This is a genomic window from Paenirhodobacter sp. YD-8 (assembly GCF_056590935.1).
The window spans coordinates 328980-346127 of the sequence record NZ_CM152649.1; the positions used below are offsets into that span (position 1 = coordinate 328980).

The 17148-nt window shown below is 66.8% G+C and carries 17 protein-coding genes; 10 read left to right on the forward strand and 7 right to left on the reverse strand.

All coding sequences use genetic code 11. The features are described from left to right. Positions 1-77: 77 nt before the first annotated feature. Positions 78-524, forward strand: a complete 447-nt coding sequence (locus tag AC0QTQ_RS01625) for an NUDIX hydrolase (protein ID WP_480257978.1) — start codon at positions 78-80, stop codon at positions 522-524. Here the strand turns inward: AC0QTQ_RS01625 and AC0QTQ_RS01630 are convergent. Next, complete coding sequence (locus tag AC0QTQ_RS01630; RefSeq protein WP_480257979.1) at positions 521-1714, reverse strand: PP2C family protein-serine/threonine phosphatase; 1194 nt, start codon at positions 1712-1714, stop codon at positions 521-523. The two genes, AC0QTQ_RS01625 and AC0QTQ_RS01630, sit on opposite strands and share 4 nt — an antisense overlap. A gap of 231 nt (positions 1715-1945) precedes the next feature. Here AC0QTQ_RS01630 and AC0QTQ_RS01635 point away from each other — a divergent pair, with 231 nt between their 5' ends. Beyond that, positions 1946-2326 (forward strand): Hpt domain-containing protein, encoded by a 381-nt coding sequence (locus AC0QTQ_RS01635; protein WP_121530660.1) that lies wholly within the window; start codon positions 1946-1948, stop codon positions 2324-2326. On the opposite strand, the gene ilvA is transcribed toward AC0QTQ_RS01635, so the two are convergent. Further along, on the reverse strand, positions 2278-3525 hold the full coding sequence (ilvA, locus tag AC0QTQ_RS01640) for a threonine ammonia-lyase IlvA (protein ID WP_480257980.1): 1248 nt from the start codon (positions 3523-3525) through the stop codon (positions 2278-2280). The two genes, AC0QTQ_RS01635 and ilvA, sit on opposite strands and share 49 nt — an antisense overlap. A gap of 148 nt (positions 3526-3673) precedes the next feature. Between ilvA and AC0QTQ_RS01645 the strand changes: the two genes are divergently transcribed. Beyond that, positions 3674-4903, forward strand: a complete 1230-nt coding sequence (locus AC0QTQ_RS01645) for an argininosuccinate synthase (RefSeq protein WP_121530656.1) — start codon at positions 3674-3676, stop codon at positions 4901-4903. Next, positions 4900-5436: a molybdopterin adenylyltransferase gene (gene mog, locus AC0QTQ_RS01650; RefSeq protein WP_480257981.1), complete on the forward strand. Its 537-nt coding sequence runs from the start codon at positions 4900-4902 to the stop codon at positions 5434-5436. The genes AC0QTQ_RS01645 and mog overlap by 4 nt, the downstream gene beginning before the upstream one ends. A gap of 97 nt (positions 5437-5533) precedes the next feature. Here the strand turns inward: mog and ubiG are convergent, their stop codons facing one another. Continuing rightward, on the reverse strand, positions 5534-6277 hold the full coding sequence (ubiG, locus tag AC0QTQ_RS01655; RefSeq protein WP_480257982.1) for a bifunctional 2-polyprenyl-6-hydroxyphenol methylase/3-demethylubiquinol 3-O-methyltransferase UbiG: 744 nt from the start codon (positions 6275-6277) through the stop codon (positions 5534-5536). Between the two features lie 67 nt (positions 6278-6344). On the opposite strand from ubiG, the gene pip reads away from it, so the two are divergent. The 6 genes from pip to infB all read left to right on the forward strand — a co-directional run bounded on the left by pip (position 6345) and on the right by infB (position 13958). Beyond that, positions 6345-7313 carry a prolyl aminopeptidase gene (gene pip, locus AC0QTQ_RS01660; RefSeq protein WP_480257983.1) on the forward strand — a complete coding sequence of 323 codons (969 nt, stop codon included), beginning with the start codon at positions 6345-6347 and terminating at the stop codon, positions 7311-7313. A 167-nt stretch (positions 7314-7480) separates the two neighbouring features. Continuing rightward, entirely contained in the window at positions 7481-8458 is a 978-nt protein-coding gene (locus AC0QTQ_RS01665; protein WP_480257984.1) for a TerC family protein, read from the forward strand. A 133-nt stretch (positions 8459-8591) separates the two neighbouring features. Then, a complete protein-coding gene (rimP, locus tag AC0QTQ_RS01670; protein ID WP_121530648.1) occupies positions 8592-9188 on the forward strand; it encodes a ribosome maturation factor RimP in 597 nt (198 codons plus the stop codon). Between the two features lie 3 nt (positions 9189-9191). Beyond that, entirely contained in the window at positions 9192-10796 is a 1605-nt protein-coding gene (nusA, locus tag AC0QTQ_RS01675) for a transcription termination factor NusA (protein ID WP_480257985.1), read from the forward strand. Between the two features lies 1 nt (position 10797). Further along, positions 10798-11427 (forward strand): RNA-binding protein, encoded by a 630-nt coding sequence (locus tag AC0QTQ_RS01680; protein ID WP_480257986.1) that lies wholly within the window; start codon positions 10798-10800, stop codon positions 11425-11427. Beyond that, positions 11424-13958 carry a translation initiation factor IF-2 gene (gene infB, locus AC0QTQ_RS01685; RefSeq protein WP_480257987.1) on the forward strand — a complete coding sequence of 845 codons (2535 nt, stop codon included), beginning with the start codon at positions 11424-11426 and terminating at the stop codon, positions 13956-13958. Before AC0QTQ_RS01680 ends, infB begins: the two co-directional genes overlap by 4 nt. A 96-nt stretch (positions 13959-14054) precedes the next feature. Here the strand turns inward: infB and AC0QTQ_RS01690 are convergent, their stop codons facing one another. From AC0QTQ_RS01690 to AC0QTQ_RS01705, 4 genes are all read right to left on the reverse strand, one after another. Continuing rightward, positions 14055-14192 (reverse strand): hypothetical protein, encoded by a 138-nt coding sequence (locus AC0QTQ_RS01690; protein WP_183077433.1) that lies wholly within the window; start codon positions 14190-14192, stop codon positions 14055-14057. Between the two features lie 127 nt (positions 14193-14319). Continuing rightward, positions 14320-14712 (reverse strand): 8-oxo-dGTP diphosphatase MutT, encoded by a 393-nt coding sequence (gene mutT / locus AC0QTQ_RS01695; RefSeq protein ID WP_240664615.1) that lies wholly within the window; start codon positions 14710-14712, stop codon positions 14320-14322. 50 nt (positions 14713-14762) lie between these two features. Further along, positions 14763-16175 carry a bifunctional glutamate N-acetyltransferase/amino-acid acetyltransferase ArgJ gene (gene argJ, locus AC0QTQ_RS01700; RefSeq protein WP_480257988.1) on the reverse strand — a complete coding sequence of 471 codons (1413 nt, stop codon included), beginning with the start codon at positions 16173-16175 and terminating at the stop codon, positions 14763-14765. Between the two features lie 24 nt (positions 16176-16199). Next, positions 16200-17069 (reverse strand): peptidylprolyl isomerase, encoded by an 870-nt coding sequence (locus AC0QTQ_RS01705; RefSeq protein ID WP_480257989.1) that lies wholly within the window; start codon positions 17067-17069, stop codon positions 16200-16202. Positions 17070-17148 lie beyond the last annotated feature (79 nt).

Genomic DNA, 17148 nt, shown 5'->3' on the forward strand with positions numbered 1-17148 from the left:
AGCCCTTGGGCTGCCATACCCTGCCTATATAGGCGCGGCAACCTTTCGACCAAGGGGGCGCAGCACAGGAGGGCAGGATGCGGCGGTTTGGAGAGGCGATCGTGCGGGGGCAGGCCTATCGGCCGCGGCCGGGGGCCTATGCGGTGCTGATGCGCGCGGGCCAGGTGCTGATCACCCATCAGTCGCGGCCACACCCCGAGTTCCAGCTGCCGGGCGGCGGCATCGACCCGGGCGAGGGCGCGTTGCAGGCGCTGCACCGCGAGGTATTCGAGGAAACCGGCTGGTCGATCGGCGCGGCGCGGCGGCTTGGTGCCTATCGCCGCTTCGCCTACATGCCCGAATACGACCGCTGGGCCGAGAAGATCTGCACCGTATTCCTCGCCCGCCCGGTGCTGCGCCGCGGTCCGCCGAGCGAGCCGGGCCACAGCGCGGTCTGGACCGCGCCCGAGGAGGCGATCGACCTGCTTGCCAGCGAGGGCGACCGGCATTTCCTGGCGCAGGTGCTGCGCGGGGGCGAGGTCTAGTCGGCGTTCTGCTTGGAGCCGTCGAACTCGAACAGGATCGCCGAGACGTCATCGCTCAGCTGCCCGCCGGTGAATTTCTCGAGATCCCAGTAGAAGGCATCGAGGAAGGCGGGGCCGCGCAGGCCGCTGCAGCTGCGCATGATCCGCGCGAGCCCCTCCTCGGCCAGCAGCATGCCGTGCTGGCTCGAGGCCTCGGTGATGCCGTCGGAGGCCAGAAGCAGCCGGTCGCCGGGGTTGAGCTGGGTGGTGATGGTCTCGTATTGCGCATCGTCGATCAGGCCGATCGGCATGCCGCCGGTGCCGAGAAACTCGATCTCGCCGCCCTTGCGCTGCACCGCCGGGTAGGGGTGGCCCGCCTGCACCAGCGCCACCCGGCCCGAGATCAGGTCGACATCGGCATAGATCAGGGTGAAATAGCTGTCAGTCGACATCTCCTGCAGCACGAGCGCGTTCAGGAAGGCCGCCAGCTCGGCCGGGTCGCGGGCGTCGTAGATGCCGTATTCGGTCTGGATCAGGGCGATGTTCTGGTCTGGCGAGGAGCCCGACAGATAGCCCGACAGCCGCGCCGTCATCAGCGCCGAGGTGATGCCGTGGCCCGAGACGTCGATCCCGTAGAGGCCGACGCGGCGCGCGTTGATCGGGAAGAAACCGACCAGATCGCCGCCGACATGACCCGAGGGATGCAGCATCAACGACACCTGTGCCGAACCGAAGGAACGATAGCGTTCCTTCACCAGGCTCTGCTGCAGCTTGCAGGCCTCGGTCAGGTCGCGGTCGACCGAATCATAAAGCCCCTGCAGCTCGCGCAGGGTGGAGGAGAGCATGCGGTTCTTCTCCTGCAGCTCGCGCTCCATCGTCAGGATCCGCTCGCCCGCGGCAAGGCGGGCGCGCAGCTCGGTGCCGTTCACCGGCTTCGACAGATAGTCGTCGGCACCGCTCTCCAGCCCGTAACTGACGTCGTTCTTGTCGTTCTTCGAGGTCAGAAGAACGAAATAGCCATAGCTCGCGCGGTCCATCTGGCGGAAGCGGCGACAGAATTCGATGCCGGTCATGCCGGTCATCATCCAGTCGGACAGCACGATGTCAGGCTCGATCTCGGTGCAGATCTCGAGGGCTTCCTCGGCAGAGCCCGCCTCGATCACCTCATAGCCGGCGCGGGTGAGCTGCGCCGAGAGGATGCGCCGCTGCATCCGGCTGTCGTCGACAACCAGGACGCGTCGGGTCGTGCGGAAGGTGGCCGCGTCTTGCGCGGACCTGCGCTGGGGCAGCATCGTCTGACTCGAACTCTCGGCAAGGGCCATCTGCATCGCTCGGAGTGTCCGGCGACGGGCTTAAGATCAGGTGAATCGATCTGGTTAAGCCTTCCGCAAGCATTGCCGCCTAGCTTGCGCATCAGGAGACATGCCGAGGAGGCGCGCGCGATGATTGACTGGGAGCGGGTGACGGAGTTGCGGGAGGAGGTTGGCGCCGAGGAATTCGCCGAGGTGGTCGATCTGTTCCTCGACGAGGTCGAGACCACGCTCGCCCGGCTTGGCGAGGCCCCGGGGCAGCTCGAGGACGAGCTGCATTTTCTCAAGGGCTCGGCGTGGAACCTCGGTTTCCGCGAATTCGGTGCGCTGTGTCAGGACGGCGAAAGGCAATGTGCCGCGGGGCGGGGGGGCAGCGTCGAGATCGGCGCGGTGCGCGAAAGCTATGCCCGCTCGAAGCAGGCCTTCATGGCCCGCGCGGCGGAATTCCTGTCCCGCCCCGAGGCTCAGATCAGGAATTCGGCCAGCGCCTCGTCATCGGTGATGTCGCGATAGGTGAAGCCCGCCGCATCGAGCTGATCGGTCAGCGCGGCAAAGGCCCCGGCCTGTTTCGTCTCGATCCCGATCAGCACCGAGCCGAAGTTGCGCGCCGATTTCTTCAGATACTCGAAGCGGGCGATGTCGTCGTCCGGGCCCAGCATCTGCAGGAATTCCTTCAGCGCGCCGGGGCGCTGCGGCATGCGCAGGATGAAATACTTCTTCAACCCCGAGAATCGCTGCGCGCGCTCCTTCACCTCGGGCAGGCGCTCGAAGTCGAAATTGCCGCCCGAGGTGACGCAGACCACGGTCTTGCCGCGGATCTCGGGGCCGAGCTCGGGCAGGGCGTCGACGGCAAGCGCACCGGCGGGCTCAAGGACGATCCCCTCGACGTTCAGCATCTCGAGCATGGTGACGCAGATCCGGTCCTCGGGCGCGCGCAGGATCTGTTCGGGCGCGACCCAGTCGAGTGCGGCGAAGGGCAGCGCGCCGATCCGCGCCACCGCGGCGCCGTCGACGAAGCTGTTCACCTGTTTCAGCGTCACCGGCTCGCCCGCCGCGATGGCCGCGGTCAGGCTGGCGCCGCCCGCGGGCTCGACGAAGCGGAAATCGGTGCCGGGCGCGGTCGCCCGCAGATAGCCCGTGACCCCGGCCGCCAGCCCGCCGCCGCCCACCGGCAGCACCACCAGATCGGGCGCCCGGCCAAGCTGGTCGAGGATCTCAACGCCGACCGAGGCCTGGCCCTCGATCACGTCCGTATCGTCGAAGGGGGCCAGGAAATGCGCCTGCACATCGGTGCAATAGGCCTTGGAGGCGGCCAGCGTCTGGTCGAAGTAGTCGCCCGTCAGAACGATCTCGACCGCGTCGCCACCGAAGGTGCGGGTCTTGTCGATCTTCTGCTGCGGCGTCGTCACCGGCATGAAGATCGTCCCCTTCACCCCGAAGTGACGGCAGGCGAAGGCCATGCCCTGGGCATGGTTGCCGGCCGAGGCACAGACGAAATGGCGCGCCTCGGGGTCGTGCTCGCGCAGCTTGCGCATCGCGGTGAAGGCGCCGCGCAGCTTGTAGCTGCGCACCGGCGTCAGATCCTCGCGCTTGAGCCAGATCTCGGCGCCATGGCGCTTCGACAGGAAGTCGTTGCGCTGCAGCGGGGTCGGCTCGAACAGCGCACGCAGGGCGCGGGTGGCGGCGAGGGCGGAAAGGGCGAACTGGGTCATGGCGCCAGCTGTGGCGCGCAAACTTCGGGCAGGCAAGCCGATTCCCTTTGTGTCGGGAACAATTCCGCGCCCCCCTGCATGCTTGCAGGCCTTGAGATGCAGGGCAAAACGCACTATCCCGCGCCAAAACCATATCCGGAGGCTCTCCATGTCCGCGCCCAAGAAAGTCGTCCTCGCCTATTCGGGCGGCCTCGATACCTCGATCATCCTGAAATGGCTGCAGACCGAATACGGCTGCGAGGTGGTGACCTTCACCGCCGACCTCGGCCAGGGCGAAGAGCTGGAGCCCGCGCGGCAGAAGGCGCTGATGCTGGGCATCAAGGAAGAAAACATCAACATTCTCGACCTGCGCGAGGAATTCGTGCGCGACTTCGTCTTCCCGATGTTCCGGGCGAATGCGCAGTACGAAGGGCTTTACCTGCTCGGCACCTCGATCGCGCGGCCGCTGATCTCGAAACATCTGGTCGAGATCGCGCAGCGCACCGGCGCCGATGCGGTGGCGCATGGCGCGACCGGCAAGGGCAACGACCAGGTCCGGTTCGAACTGGGCGTCGCGGCGCTCGATCCCTCGATCAAGACGATCGCGCCCTGGCGGCTGTGGGATCTGACCTCGCGCACCAAGCTTCTGGAATTCGCCGAACAGAACCAGATCCCGATCGCGAAGAACAAGCGCGGCGAGGCGCCGTTCTCGGTCGACGCGAACCTGCTGCACACCTCGTCGGAAGGCACCGTGCTGGAAAACCCGGCCGAAGAGGCGCCCGACTATGTCGCGCAGCGCATCGTGCCGGTCGAACAGGCCCCGAACGAGCCCGAATTCATCGAGGTGACCTTCGAGAAGGGCGATGCGGTTGCGATCAACGGCGAGAAGATGTCGCCCGCGACGATCCTGACCAAGCTCAACGAGCTCGGCGGCAAGCACGGCATCGGCCTGCTCGACTTCGTGGAAAACCGCTTCGTCGGCATGAAGTCGCGCGGCGTCTACGAAACCCCCGGCGGCACCATCCTGCTGGAGGCCCACCGCGGCATCGAGCAGATCACCCTGGACAGCGGCGCGGGCCACCTCAAGGACTCGATCATGCCGCGCTATGCCGAGCTGATCTACAACGGCTTCTGGTTCTCGCCCGAGCGCGAGGCGCTGCAGGCGCTGATCGACAAGACCCAGGAATACGTCACCGGCACCGTGAAGCTGAAGCTCTACAAGGGCTCGGCGCGGACCGTGGCGCGCTGGTCGGACTACTCGCTCTATTCCGAGAAGCACGTGACCTTCGAGGAAGACGCGGGCGCCTATGACCAGCGCGACGCGGCGGGCTTCATCCACCTGAACGCGCTGCGGCTGAAGCTGATCGCGACCCGCAACGCGCGCGTGGCGAAGAAATGAGCCTCTCGCAGCCCCGCGCCGCCATCGTCACTGTCTCCGATCGCGCCTCGCGCGGCGAGTATGAGGACAAGGGCGGCCCGGGCTGCGAGGCCTGGCTGCGGGAGGTGGTCACCACCCCCCTCGCCATCACCCGCCACATCATCCCCGACGGGCGCGAGAGCGTGGCCGACACGCTGCGCATGCTTGTCGGGGAAGAGGCGGACCTGATCCTTGTCACCGGCGGCACCGGCCCGGCGCCGCGCGACGAGACGCCCGAGGGTGTCGTGCAGGTGATCGAGAAGGAACTCGCTGGCTTTGGCGAGGAAATGCGCCGCGCCTCGCTGCTCGAAGTGCCGACGGCGATCCTGTCGCGCCAGTCGGCGGGCATCGCCGGCAAGTCGCTGATCATCACCCTTCCGGGCAAGCCCTCGGCGATCGCCACCTGTCTGAATGCGGTCTTCGCCGCCGTGCCCTATTGCCTTGATCTGATCGGCGCCGCCTTCCTCGAGACCGATCCCGCGAAGATCGCGGCGTTCCGTCCGAAGGCGAAGTGACGGCCAGCCACGGGCCTTTCGCGCCCCCGGAGGGCGCAGGCCGCTTTCCCGCTTCCAATTGCCTCAAATATCCCGGGGTCCGGGGCAGCGCCCCGGTTCAGCGCTTCACGCTTGCGGTGACATAGTTCACGCTCAGATCGCGGTCCGACAGCGACCAGCGCCAGGACAGCGGGTTGAACACCATCCCCTTGCGGTCGACCGGATCGAGCCCCGCGCCGCGGATCAGCGCGTAAAGCTCGTCGGGCGTCACGAATTTCGACCAGTCATGCGTGCCCACCGGCAGCCAGCGCATCACCCGTTCGGCACCGATGATCGCCATCATGTAGCTTTTCGGATTGCGGTTCATTGTCGAGCAAAACATCAGCCCGCCGGGCGCCAGCAGCTCGGCGCAGGTGTTCACGAAGCCCTGCGGATCGGCGACATGCTCGATGATCTCCATCGCCAGCACCACGTCGAAGCGCTCGCCCGCCGCGGCCAGGTCCTCGGCCGCGCAGTGGCGATAGTCGATCGTCAGCCCCGACTGCTCGGCATGCAGTTTCGCCACCGGGATATTGCCGCCGGCGGCATCGGCGCCGACCACGGTCGCGCCAAGCCGCGCCATCGGCTCGCTCAGCAGCCCGCCGCCGCAGCCGATGTCGAGCAGCCGCAACCCGTCAAACGGGCGCGGCGCCTTCAGGTCGCGGCCGAACTGCGCGGCGATCTGCGTCACCAGATAGTCGAGCCGGCAGGGGTTGAGCATGTGCAGCGGCTTGAACTTGCCGTTCGGATCCCACCATTCGGCGGCCATTGCCTCGAATTTGGCCACTTCTGCCGGGTCGATCGTCTGCGTCGCAGCTTCCATGCCGTCCTCCGTCATTCCTTGCGCCTCCCCCGTGGCGGGCGGAGCTGAGCCGTTATATAGTCGGATCATGGATAGAAACGCAGGGCAAAAACGCGCAGCCGGCGCCTTTCTCTACCCGCCGGTCGAGCCCTTCGACCAGCGCATGCTCGACGTGGGCGATGGCCACCGGATCTATGTCGAGCAATCGGGCCATCCGCAGGGGCGCCCGGTGGTGGTGTGTCACGGCGGGCCGGGGGGCGGGTGCAGCCCGGCGATGCGGCGGTTCTTCGATCCGGCGCATTACCGGGTGATTCTGTTCGACCAGCGCGGCTGCGGTCTGTCGCGCCCGCATGCCTCGGTGGCGAAGAACACCAGCTGGGATCTGGTCGCCGACATGGAGAAGATCCGCCTTGCCCTCGGGCTGCGCAGCTGGATCGTCTTCGGCGGCAGCTGGGGGGCGACGCTGTCGCTGCTTTATGCCGAAACCCATCCCGAGCGGGTCGACGCGCTGGTGCTGCGCGGGGTGTTCCTCGCCATGCGCAGCGAGCTCGACTGGTTCTATGGCGGCGGCGCGGGGCAGTTCTTCCCCGACCTGTGGGAGCGTTTCACCCGGCCGATCCCGGAGGACGAGCGCGGCGACCTGATCGCGGCCTATCACAAGCGCCTCTTCTCGGGCGATTACGCCGAGGAGGCACGCTTCGGCCGGCACTGGGCGATGTGGGAAAATGCCCTTGCCTCGGTGGATTACGACGGGTTCCCGGGCGAGGCCCCGGCCGATTACGCCCGCGCCTTCGCCCGCCTCGAGAACCATTATTTCACCCATGGCGCCTTCCTCGAGGAGGATGGCCAGATCCTGCGCGACCGCAGCCGCATCGCGCACATTCCGGCGATGATCGTGCAGGGGCGGATGGACATGATCTGCCCGCCGGTCTCGGCCTGGCGGCTGGCGCAGGGCTGGGATCGGGCCGAGCTGCGCATGGTGCCCGCCGCCGGCCACGCGCTGAGCGAGCCCGGCATCGCCTCGGCGCTGGTCGCGGCGATGGACCGGATGCGCTGAGGGAAATCCGATCACGACCTCTTGAAAGCCCGGGGCCGCTTCCCATCTGCTCCCGGCGGGCCGGGCCCCTCTGGCGTTTCCTGTGAGACGCGATGTCGGACCGCATCGAGTGCGCTCGATGTCGGCCCGGTGGCACGGTCGACCTCGGCGCGTTGCAACACGAGGTCATGGTGGAATTCCTTCTCTTTGCGTTCCTGGGCACTCCGGTCTGGATGTGGCTCGTCTTCGTCGCTCTGGTTCTGGCGCTTCTGGTGCTGGATCTGGGCGTTCTGAACCGCACCGATCACGAGATCGGCGTCGCCGAAAGCCTGCGGATGTCGGCGCTTTACATCACGCTTGGCCTGTCCTTCGCGGGCTTCGTCTGGTTTCTCAAGGGGGCGGAGGCGACGGCTGATTACGTGACCGCCTTCGTCGTCGAGAAGACGCTCGCGCTCGACAACATCTTCGTCATCGCGCTGATCTTCGGCTTCTTCCGCATTCCGCGCAAATACCAGCACAGGGTCCTGTTCTGGGGCATCCTCGGCGTGATCGTGCTGCGCGGGCTGATGATCGGCTTCGGTGCGGCGATCGTCGCGCAATATCATTGGGTTCTGTATCTTTTTGCCGTCTTCCTGGTGCTGACCGGCGTCAAGATGCTGTTCACCCGCGAGGAGGCGCACCCGGACCTGTCGAACAACCCGCTGCTGAAGCTGCTGCGCCGGGTGCTGCCGGTCACCGACCGGATCGAGGGGCACGCCTTCACCGTGAAGCAACCGGACCGGACGGGGCGGATCGCGCGCCACGCCACGCCGCTGCTCCTTGCGCTGCTGATGATCGAGTTCGCCGATATCATCTTCGCGGTCGACTCGGTGCCGGCGGTGTTCACCATCACCACCGATCCCTTCGTGGTCTACACCTCGAACATCTTCGCGGTGCTCGGCCTGCGCGCGCTCTATTTTGCGCTGTCGGCGATCCTGCACCGCTTCGCCTATCTCAAATATGCGCTGGCGATCCTGCTGGTCTTCATCGGCTCGAAGATGTTCGTGGCCGACCTGAGGGGATGGGAGAAATTCCCGCCGGTCTGGTCGCTTGGTATCACCGTCGCGATCCTCGCCACCGGCGTCGTCACCTCGCTGTTGCGCACCCGCGCGGGGCGCCCGGTGTGAAACGCTTGCAGACTCGGGGCGTTTGCCCTATATGGCTTCTCAACAGCGGCGCGCCGGGGTCCAAACCTGACGCCCACCGGAGAAGTGTGACGGGCCGCTTCGGCCCGTTTTTTGTTATTCAGAGGATCGGAACATGACCGACCTGATCGCCAAGACCGCGATCGACCGGCGTCTTGCCGAGATCGTTTCCCCCGTGATCGAGGGGCTGGGCTTCGAGCTTGTCCGTCTGCGGCTGCAGGGCGGGCGCCACCCGCTGCTGCAGATCATGGCGGACCGGCCCGAGGGCGGCATCGTCGTTGACGATTGCGCCGCAATCTCGACCGCGGTCTCGGCCGTGCTCGACGTCGAGGACCCGATCGAGGACCAATACACGCTCGAGGTCTCCTCGCCCGGCATCGACCGGCCGCTGACCCGGCTGAAGGACTTCGATGTCTGGGAGGGCTACGAGGCGCGTCTTGAGACCTTCGAGCAGATCGACGGGCGCAAGCGCTTCAAGGGCATCCTGCGTGGCACCGAGGGCGACGAGGTGCTGGTCGAGATCGAGGAGAAGGGCGAGATGGTCACCATCGGGCTGCAGTTCGACTGGCTGTCGGACGCGAAGCTGGTGCTGACCGACGAGCTGATCGAGGAGATGCTGCGGCAGAAGAAGGCCGACGGCACGCTCGACGAGACGAAGTTCGACGAGATCGAAGAAGAAGACGACACGAATTCCCCCGACGAGGAGATCTGAGAGATGGCAATCACCTCTGCCAACCAGCTCGAACTGCTGCAGACGGCCGAAGCCGTCGCGCGCGAGAAGATGATCGACCCGGATCTGGTGATCCAGGCGATGGAGGACAGCCTCGCGCGGGCGGCAAAGTCGCGCTACGGCAGCGAGATGGACATCCGCGTCCACATCGACCGCAAGACGGGGCGCGCCACCTTCACCCGCGTGCGCACGGTCGTGGCCGATGAAGAGGTCGAGAACTATCAGGCGCAGCTGACCGTCGCCCAGGCGAAGCAGTACAAGCGCGATCCCGAGATCGGCGACGAGATCATCGACGAGGTGCCGCCGGTCGATCTGGGCCGCATCGCGGCGCAATCGGCCAAGCAGGTGATCTTGCAGCGCGTGCGCGAGGCCGAGCGCGATCGTCAGTTCGACGAGTTCAAGGAGCGCAAGGGCACGATCATAAACGGCGTGGTCAAGCGCGAGGAATACGGCAACATCATCGTCGATGTCGGCCGTGGCGAGGCGATCCTGCGCCGCAACGAGAAGATCGGCCGCGAGAGCTATCGCCCGAACGACCGCATCCGCGCCTATGTGAAGGATGTGCGCCGCGAGACCCGCGGGCCGCAGATCTTCCTCAGCCGCACCGATCCGCAGTTCATGGCGGAACTGTTCAAGATGGAAGTGCCGGAAATCTATGACGGCATCATCGAGATCAAGGCCGTCGCCCGCGACCCGGGCTCGCGCGCCAAGATCGCCGTGCTCAGCCATGACAACTCGATCGACCCGGTCGGCGCCTGCGTCGGCATGCGCGGCTCGCGCGTGCAGGCCGTGGTGGGCGAGCTGCAGGGCGAGAAGATCGACATCATCCCGTGGAACGAGGATCAGGCGACGTTCCTGGTGAACGCGCTGCAGCCGGCCGAAGTGTCGAAGGTGGTCGTCGACGAGGACGCCGGCAAGATCGAGGTCGTGGTGCCCGACGAGCAGCTGTCGCTCGCCATCGGCCGTCGCGGCCAGAACGTGCGCCTTGCCTCGCAGCTGACCGGGCTGGATATCGACATCCTGACCGAGGCCGAGGAATCGCAGCGTCGTCAGGCCGAGTTCGCCGAGCGCACCAAGCTCTTCGTCGATGCGCTGGATCTGGACGAGTTCTTCGCCCAGCTGCTGGTGGCCGAGGGCTTCACCAACCTCGAGGAAGTGGCCTATGTCGATCTCGATGAGCTGCTGTCGATCGAGGGTGTGGACGAAGGCACCGCCGAGGAGCTGCAGGCGCGCGCCCGCGACTACATCGAGGAACAGAACCGCAAGGCCATCGAGGCCGCCAAGGCTCTGGGTGTCGAGCAGTCGCTGTTTGACTTCGACGGGCTGACGCCGCAGATGATCGAGGCGCTGGCCAAGGACGACGTCAAGACGCTGGAGGACTTCGCCACCTGCGCCGACTGGGAACTTGCCGGTGGCTGGACCACGGTGAACGGCACCCGCGTCAAGGACGAGGGCATTCTCGAGAAGTTCGGCGTGAGCCTCGAGGACGCGCAGAGCATGATCATGACCGCACGCATCCAGCTTGGCTGGGTCGACCCGTCGGAGCTCGCCGAAGAGCCCGAGGAGTCGGAAGAGGAGGTCGAGGAGTAAGATGAGCCGCGGGGGCCGGGAAAAGGAAAACGAGCTGCCGGAACGGCGCTGCATCGTCACGGGTGACGTGCAGCCCAAGCCGGGGCTTGTGCGTTTCGTCGTCGGCCCCGATGGCACGATCTTCCCGGACCTGGCGGAAAAGCTGCCGGGCCGGGGGATCTGGGTGACCTCCGATCGGGAGGTCATCGAGAAGGCCGCGGCGAAGGGATTGTTCGCCCGCGCGGCCAGGGCGCAGGTGCGGGTGCCTGAAAACCTTGCCGACATGGTCGAGGAAGGGCTTGCGCATCGCGTGGTTGAGCTTATTTCTCTGGCGAGGAAGGCCGGCGGCGCTGTCGTCGGATTCGAGAAGGTCAAGGGCTGGCTTGCCGACGGCAAGGCGAAAGTCCTCCTGCAAGCCTCCGATGGATCGGAGCGCGGCAAGGGCAAGCTCTGGACACCGGAGGGCGGGCGCTGGTTTGGCTGCCTGACCTCCTCGGAATTGGGTTTGGCTTTCGGCCGCGATCATGCGATACACGGCGCGCTTGCGGCTGGCGGACTCACCCCTCGTGTGATTAGAGAAGCGGCAAGGCTTGCGGGGTTGCGCAGGCAGGACGGCGGCAAGACCGCCATGAAGGATAGTAAGACGGCATGAGCGATACGGACGGCAAAAAACCCCTCGGCCTTGGTGGCGGCGCGCGACCCGGTTCGGTGAAGCAGAGCTTCAGCCACGGGCGCACGAAGAATGTCGTGGTCGAGACCAAGCGCAAGAAGGTGGTGGTGCCGAAACCCGCAGCCGCAGCCCCCGTGAAGGGGACCGGCAAGGCGCACCTGGGCGATCCGTCGCGCCGCCCGGCCGGGATCTCCGACGCCGAGATGGAACGCCGTCTCGCCGCCTTGCGGGCCGCCAAGGCCCGTGAGGTCGAGGAAGCCGCGCAGCGTCAGGCCGAGGAAAAGGCCCGCGAGGAAGAGCGCGAGCGCCGGCGTGCCGAGATCGAGGCCAAGGAGCGCGAGGAACGCGAGCGCGAAGAGGCGCTGCGCCTGAAGGCCGAGGAAGAGGAACGCAAGGCCCGCGAGGCGGAGCTGCGCGAGAAGAAGAAGGAAGAGGTCCGGGCGAAGCCCGCGCCGAAGCCCGAGACCCCGGCCGACCCGGCCGCGGCCGAGGCTGCGGCCGCGCGCGCCGCGACCAAGGGCGTTTCGGCCACCGGCCCGCGCAAGACCGACCGCGACCGTGACGATCGCTCGACCGTGGCCGACCGCGACAGCCGCGGCAAGGGCAAGGGCGGCGACGGTCGTCGCGCCGGCAAGCTCAGCCTGAGCGAGATGGAAGGCGAAGGCGGGCGTCAGCGCTCTCTTGCGGCGATGAAGCGCAAGCAGGAGAAGGCGCGGCAGAAGGCCATGGGCATGGGCCACAAGGCCGAGAAGCAGGCCCGTGACGTGCAGCTGCCCGAGACCATCGTCGTCTCCGAACTGGCGAACCGCATGGCCGAACGCGCCGCGGATGTCGTCAAGGTGCTGATGAAGATGGGGATGATGGTCACCGTCAACCAAACCATCGACGCCGACACCGCGGAGCTGGTGATCGAGGAATTCGGCCACCACGCCGTGCGCGTCTCGGACGCGGACGTCGAGCAGGTGATCGACACCGTCGAGGACAAGGACGAGGACCGGCAGCCGCGCCCGCCGATCATCACGATCATGGGCCACGTCGACCACGGCAAGACCTCGCTGCTCGATGCGATCCGCTCGACCAACGTCGTGTCGGGCGAAGCCGGCGGCATCACGCAGCACATCGGCGCCTATCAGGTGACGACGGAATCGGGGGCGGTGCTGACCTTCCTCGACACTCCCGGCCACGCGGCCTTCACCTCGATGCGGGCCCGTGGCGCGCAGGTGACCGACATCGTCGTGCTGGTCGTCGCCGCGGATGACGCGGTGATGCCGCAGACGATCGAGGCGATCAACCACGCCAAGGCTGCGAAGGTGCCGATGATCGTGGCGATCAACAAGATCGACAAGCCCTCTGCCAACCCGCAGAAGGTGCGCACCGATCTGCTGCAGCACGAGGTTGTCGTCGAGGAGATGGGCGGCGACGTGCAGACCGTCGAGGTGTCGGCCAAGACCCGCAAGGGGCTTGATACGCTGCTCGAGGCGATCGCGCTGCAGGCCGAGATCCTCGAACTCCGCGCCAACCCGAACCGGGCGGCGCAGGGTGCGGTGATCGAGGCGAAGCTCGATGTGGGCCGCGGTCCGGTCGCAACCGTCCTGGTGCAGAACGGCACGCTGAAGAAGGGCGACATCTTCGTCGTCGGCGAGCAGTGGGGCAAGGTCCGCGCGCTCATCAACGACAAGGGTGACCGCGTCGACGAGGCCGGTCCGTCGGTTCCGGTCGAGGTGCTTGGCATCAACGGCACGCCCGAGGCGGGCGACGTCCTGAACGTCGTCGAGACCGAGGCGCAGGCCCGCGAGATCGCCGATTACCGGATCAAGGCCGCCAAGGACAAGCGCGCCGCCGCCGGGGCCGCGACCACGCTCGAACAGCTGATGGCGAAGGCCAAGGCCGACGAGAACGTGGCCGAGCTGTCGGTGGTGGTGAAGGCCGACGTGCAGGGCTCTGCCGAGGCGATCGTCCAGGCGCTCGAGAAGATCGGCAACGACGAGGTGCGGGTGCGCGTCATCCACTCCGGCGTCGGCGCGATCACCGAAAGCGACATCGGCCTTGCCGAGGCGAGCCAGGCGCCGGTCATCGGCTTCAACGTCCGTGCGAACGCCCCGGCCCGTGCCGCGGCGAACCAGAAGGGCGTCGAGATCCGCTATTACTCGATCATCTATGACCTGGTCGACGACATCAAGGCGGCGGCCTCGGGCCTGCTGAAGAACGAGGTTCGCGAGAACTTCATCGGCTATGCCACGATCAAGGAGGTCTTCAAGGTCTCCGGCGTCGGCAAGGTCGCAGGCTGCCTCGTCACCGAGGGCGTGGCACGCCGCTCGGCGGGCGTGCGCCTGCTGCGCGACAACGTGGTGATCCACGAGGGCACGCTGAAGACGCTCAAGCGCTTCAAGGACGAGGTGAAGGAAGTCATCTCCGGCCAGGAATGCGGCATGGCCTTCGAGAATTACGACGATGTCCGCCCCGGCGATGTCATCGAAATCTTCGAACGCGAAGAGGTCGAGCGCAGCCTGTGATCGCAGGGTGCCGCACGAAATGCGAAGGGGGCCCGGTGGGCCCCCTTCTTCGTTTCCGTGAGTGGTGTGCGCGGCACAGGCTGCGGCAAGTGCCGCTCAGTCGGCCTTGCGGGTGACAGGGCGCCCGACAAAGAGACGCCCGTCGACGCGGACGGAGACCCGGCCGTCGTCATGTTGCATTTCGAAGGTGCCCTGCACGGACACGCAGCTTCCAACCGTGATGGTGCGGAGCATCAGATATCCTCCAAATCTCTCATGCTGGCCCATTGTCACAGAACATTGTTAATTGGCAAACAAAAAAGACCGCTTTTCGCGGTCTTTGGATGCGTTTTGGGCAAAATGTGAAGCGGGGCCGGAGCGGTCAGAGCCAGTCGCGCAGGATCGGGATCAGCGGCTCGTCTGCCGGCGGCATCGGATAGTCGCGCAGGTTCTGCGCCCGCACCCATTTCAGCACCTGGCCCTCGCGCGGCATGGGCGTGCCTTCCCAGCGGCGACAGGCGAAGAGCGGCATCAGCAGATGAAAGCCCTCGTAGCTGTGCGAGGCGAAGGTCAGCGGCGCCAGGCAGCTGTGCCAGGTATCGATGCCGAGCTCCTCGCGCAATTCGCGGATGAGGGCCGCCTCGGGCGTCTCGCCGGGTTCGACCTTGCCGCCCGGGAATTCCCACAGCCCGGCCAGCGACTTGCCCGCCGGGCGCTGTGCCAGAAGCACGCGCCCGTCGGTGTCGATCAGGGCGACGGCGGAGACAAGCAGCACCCGCCCCGGGGAAACCGGGGCCGGCGCGCCTTCGGGGCCGCAGCCGCCGCTCAAGAGCGGTAATCCGCGTTGATGTCGATGTAGCGATGCGTCAGGTCGCAGGTCCACACCGTCTTCGCCGCCGAGCCAAGGCCGAGATCGACCGCGATCACCAGCTCCTTGTTCTTCATGTAGGCCGAGGCCGCCGCTTCGTCGTAATCGGGCGCGCGCCAGCCGTTCTCGGCCAGAACCATGTCGCCAAAGCCGATGCGCAGCTTGTCGCGGTCGGCCTTCGCGCCGGACTTGCCGACGGCGGCGACCACGCGGCCCCAGTTCGCATCCTCGCCGGCAAGCGCGGTCTTCACCAGCGGCGAGTTGGCGATCGACATCGCGACCTTGTGCGCGTCCTCGGGCGTCTCGGCGCCGGTGACCCGGACCTCGACGAACTTCGTCGCGCCCTCGCCGTCGCGCACCACCTGCTGCGCAAGATCGAGCATCACGCCCCGCAGCGCCGCCTCGAAGGCATGCGCGGTCTTCGAGCGCAGGTCGTCGATCTCGGCCGCGGCCGAACGGCCGGTGGCGGCGAGGATCAGCGCGTCCGAGGTCGAGGTGTCGCTGTCGACGGTGATCGCGTTGAAGGTGTCGTCCACGTTGCGCGACAGGATCTTCTGCAGATTCGCGGCCGAGATCTTCGCATCGGTGAAGATGTAGACCAGCATCGTCGCCATGTTCGGCGCGATCATCCCCGAGCCCTTGGCGATGCCGGCGATCGTGATCGTGCCGCCCTCGCCCTCGATCTCGGCGGTGGCGCCTTTCGGGAAGGTGTCGGTGGTCATGATCGCGCGTGCCGCGGCCTCGATGCCGGTGGCATTGAGGCCCGCCTTGAGCGTGTCGATCGCCGCGACGATGCGGTCATGCGGCAGCGGCTCGCCGATCACCCCGGTCGAGGAGGAGAAGACGCGCGCCGCCGGCACGCCGAGCGCTTCGGCGACGGCGCCGGTCACCGCATCGACCGAGGCTTGGCCAAGCGCGCCGGTGAAGGCGTTTGCATTGCCCGAGTTGACGATGATCGCGGCGCCCGCGGTCTCGTCCACCGGGCCCGCCAGTTTCGCCTGGCAATCGAGCACGCAGGCCGCACGGGTGGAGGAGGTGGTGAACACCCCGGCGATCGCCGAGCCCGGCGCGATGCGGGCGAGCATCACGTCGGTGCGCCCGGCATAGCGCACACCGGCGGCGGCGGCGGCGAAGTCGACGCCGTCGATCACCGGCAGCGCCGGGAAGGCCTCGGGGGCGAGCGGCGAGACGGGGTTGGCCGTCTTTACCTTTGCCTTGGCCTTCTCGACGATCTCCTCGCGGATCTCGCCCAGAACCGCCGCGGCCACCGCGCCCGCGTCGCCGGCCACATCGGCCAGCTCGGTCTTCAGCTTCTTCACCTTGGACTTCAGCTTTTCGACCTTGTCCTCGAGGTCCTTCTTCTTCGCCATGGGCTCACCCCCTCCGAAATCGGCTCACTCGCCGAGGATCTTGTCGTCTTTCAGGACGGCAGGGTCGATGCCATCCGTCTTCTTCTCGACCTTCGCCTTGGCGATGGTGTCGTTGACGCGGTCCTCGACCGCCTTCTGACGCAGATCGCCGGTCAGCTGGTCGCGCACGTCGTCAAGCTTCGGCGCCTCGGCCATGCGGGTGCCGTAGAGCTTGACCACATGCCAGCCGTATTCGGTCTGGATCGGGCCGACCACATCGCCGTCCTTCATCCCGGCGATGGCATCGGCGAAGGGCTGCACCATCTTGTCGAGCGCGAACCAGCCAAGGTCGCCGCCATTCGCCGCGGCGCCGTCCTGCGACTTGGCCTTGGCCTCCTCGGCAAAGTCCTTGCCGCCGTCGATCTCGGCCTTGATCGCCTTCGCCTCGTCCTCGGTCGGCACGATGATATGGGCGGCGTGATATTCCTTGGTCGGCTCGGCCTTGGCGTATTTCTCGTCATAGGCCTTCTGCAGCGCCTCGTCGGACACCGCCTTCTTCGCGGTGCTGTCGAGCACGACGCCGGCGAGATAGGCGCGGCGGTCGACCTCGAGCGCGATCTCGTCGCGGTGGGTCATCATCCCCTCGCCGATCTGCGACAGCGCGGTCTGCTGGACCAGCTGGTCGAGGATGCCGTTGAACAGCACGTCATCGGGCAGCTGCTTGTATTCGGCGGGCAGGCCGTTGCGCACGGTCACCATCTCGCCCAGCGTGATGTCCTTGCCGTTCACCGTGGCGACGACGGTATCGGCGCCGAGGTCGGTGCGGGGCGCCGGTTTCGCGTCCTCGGCCAGGGCCGCGCCGCCAAGACAGGCCACCAGCGCGGCGGTGCCCAGAAGTTTCGTCAGTTTCGCCATCAAGGCCACTCCAGCAAGGGCCGCGGCAGCCCGCGGCGTTGACACTCTGACGGCCGCCCCTTACATCGCCTAGGGACCT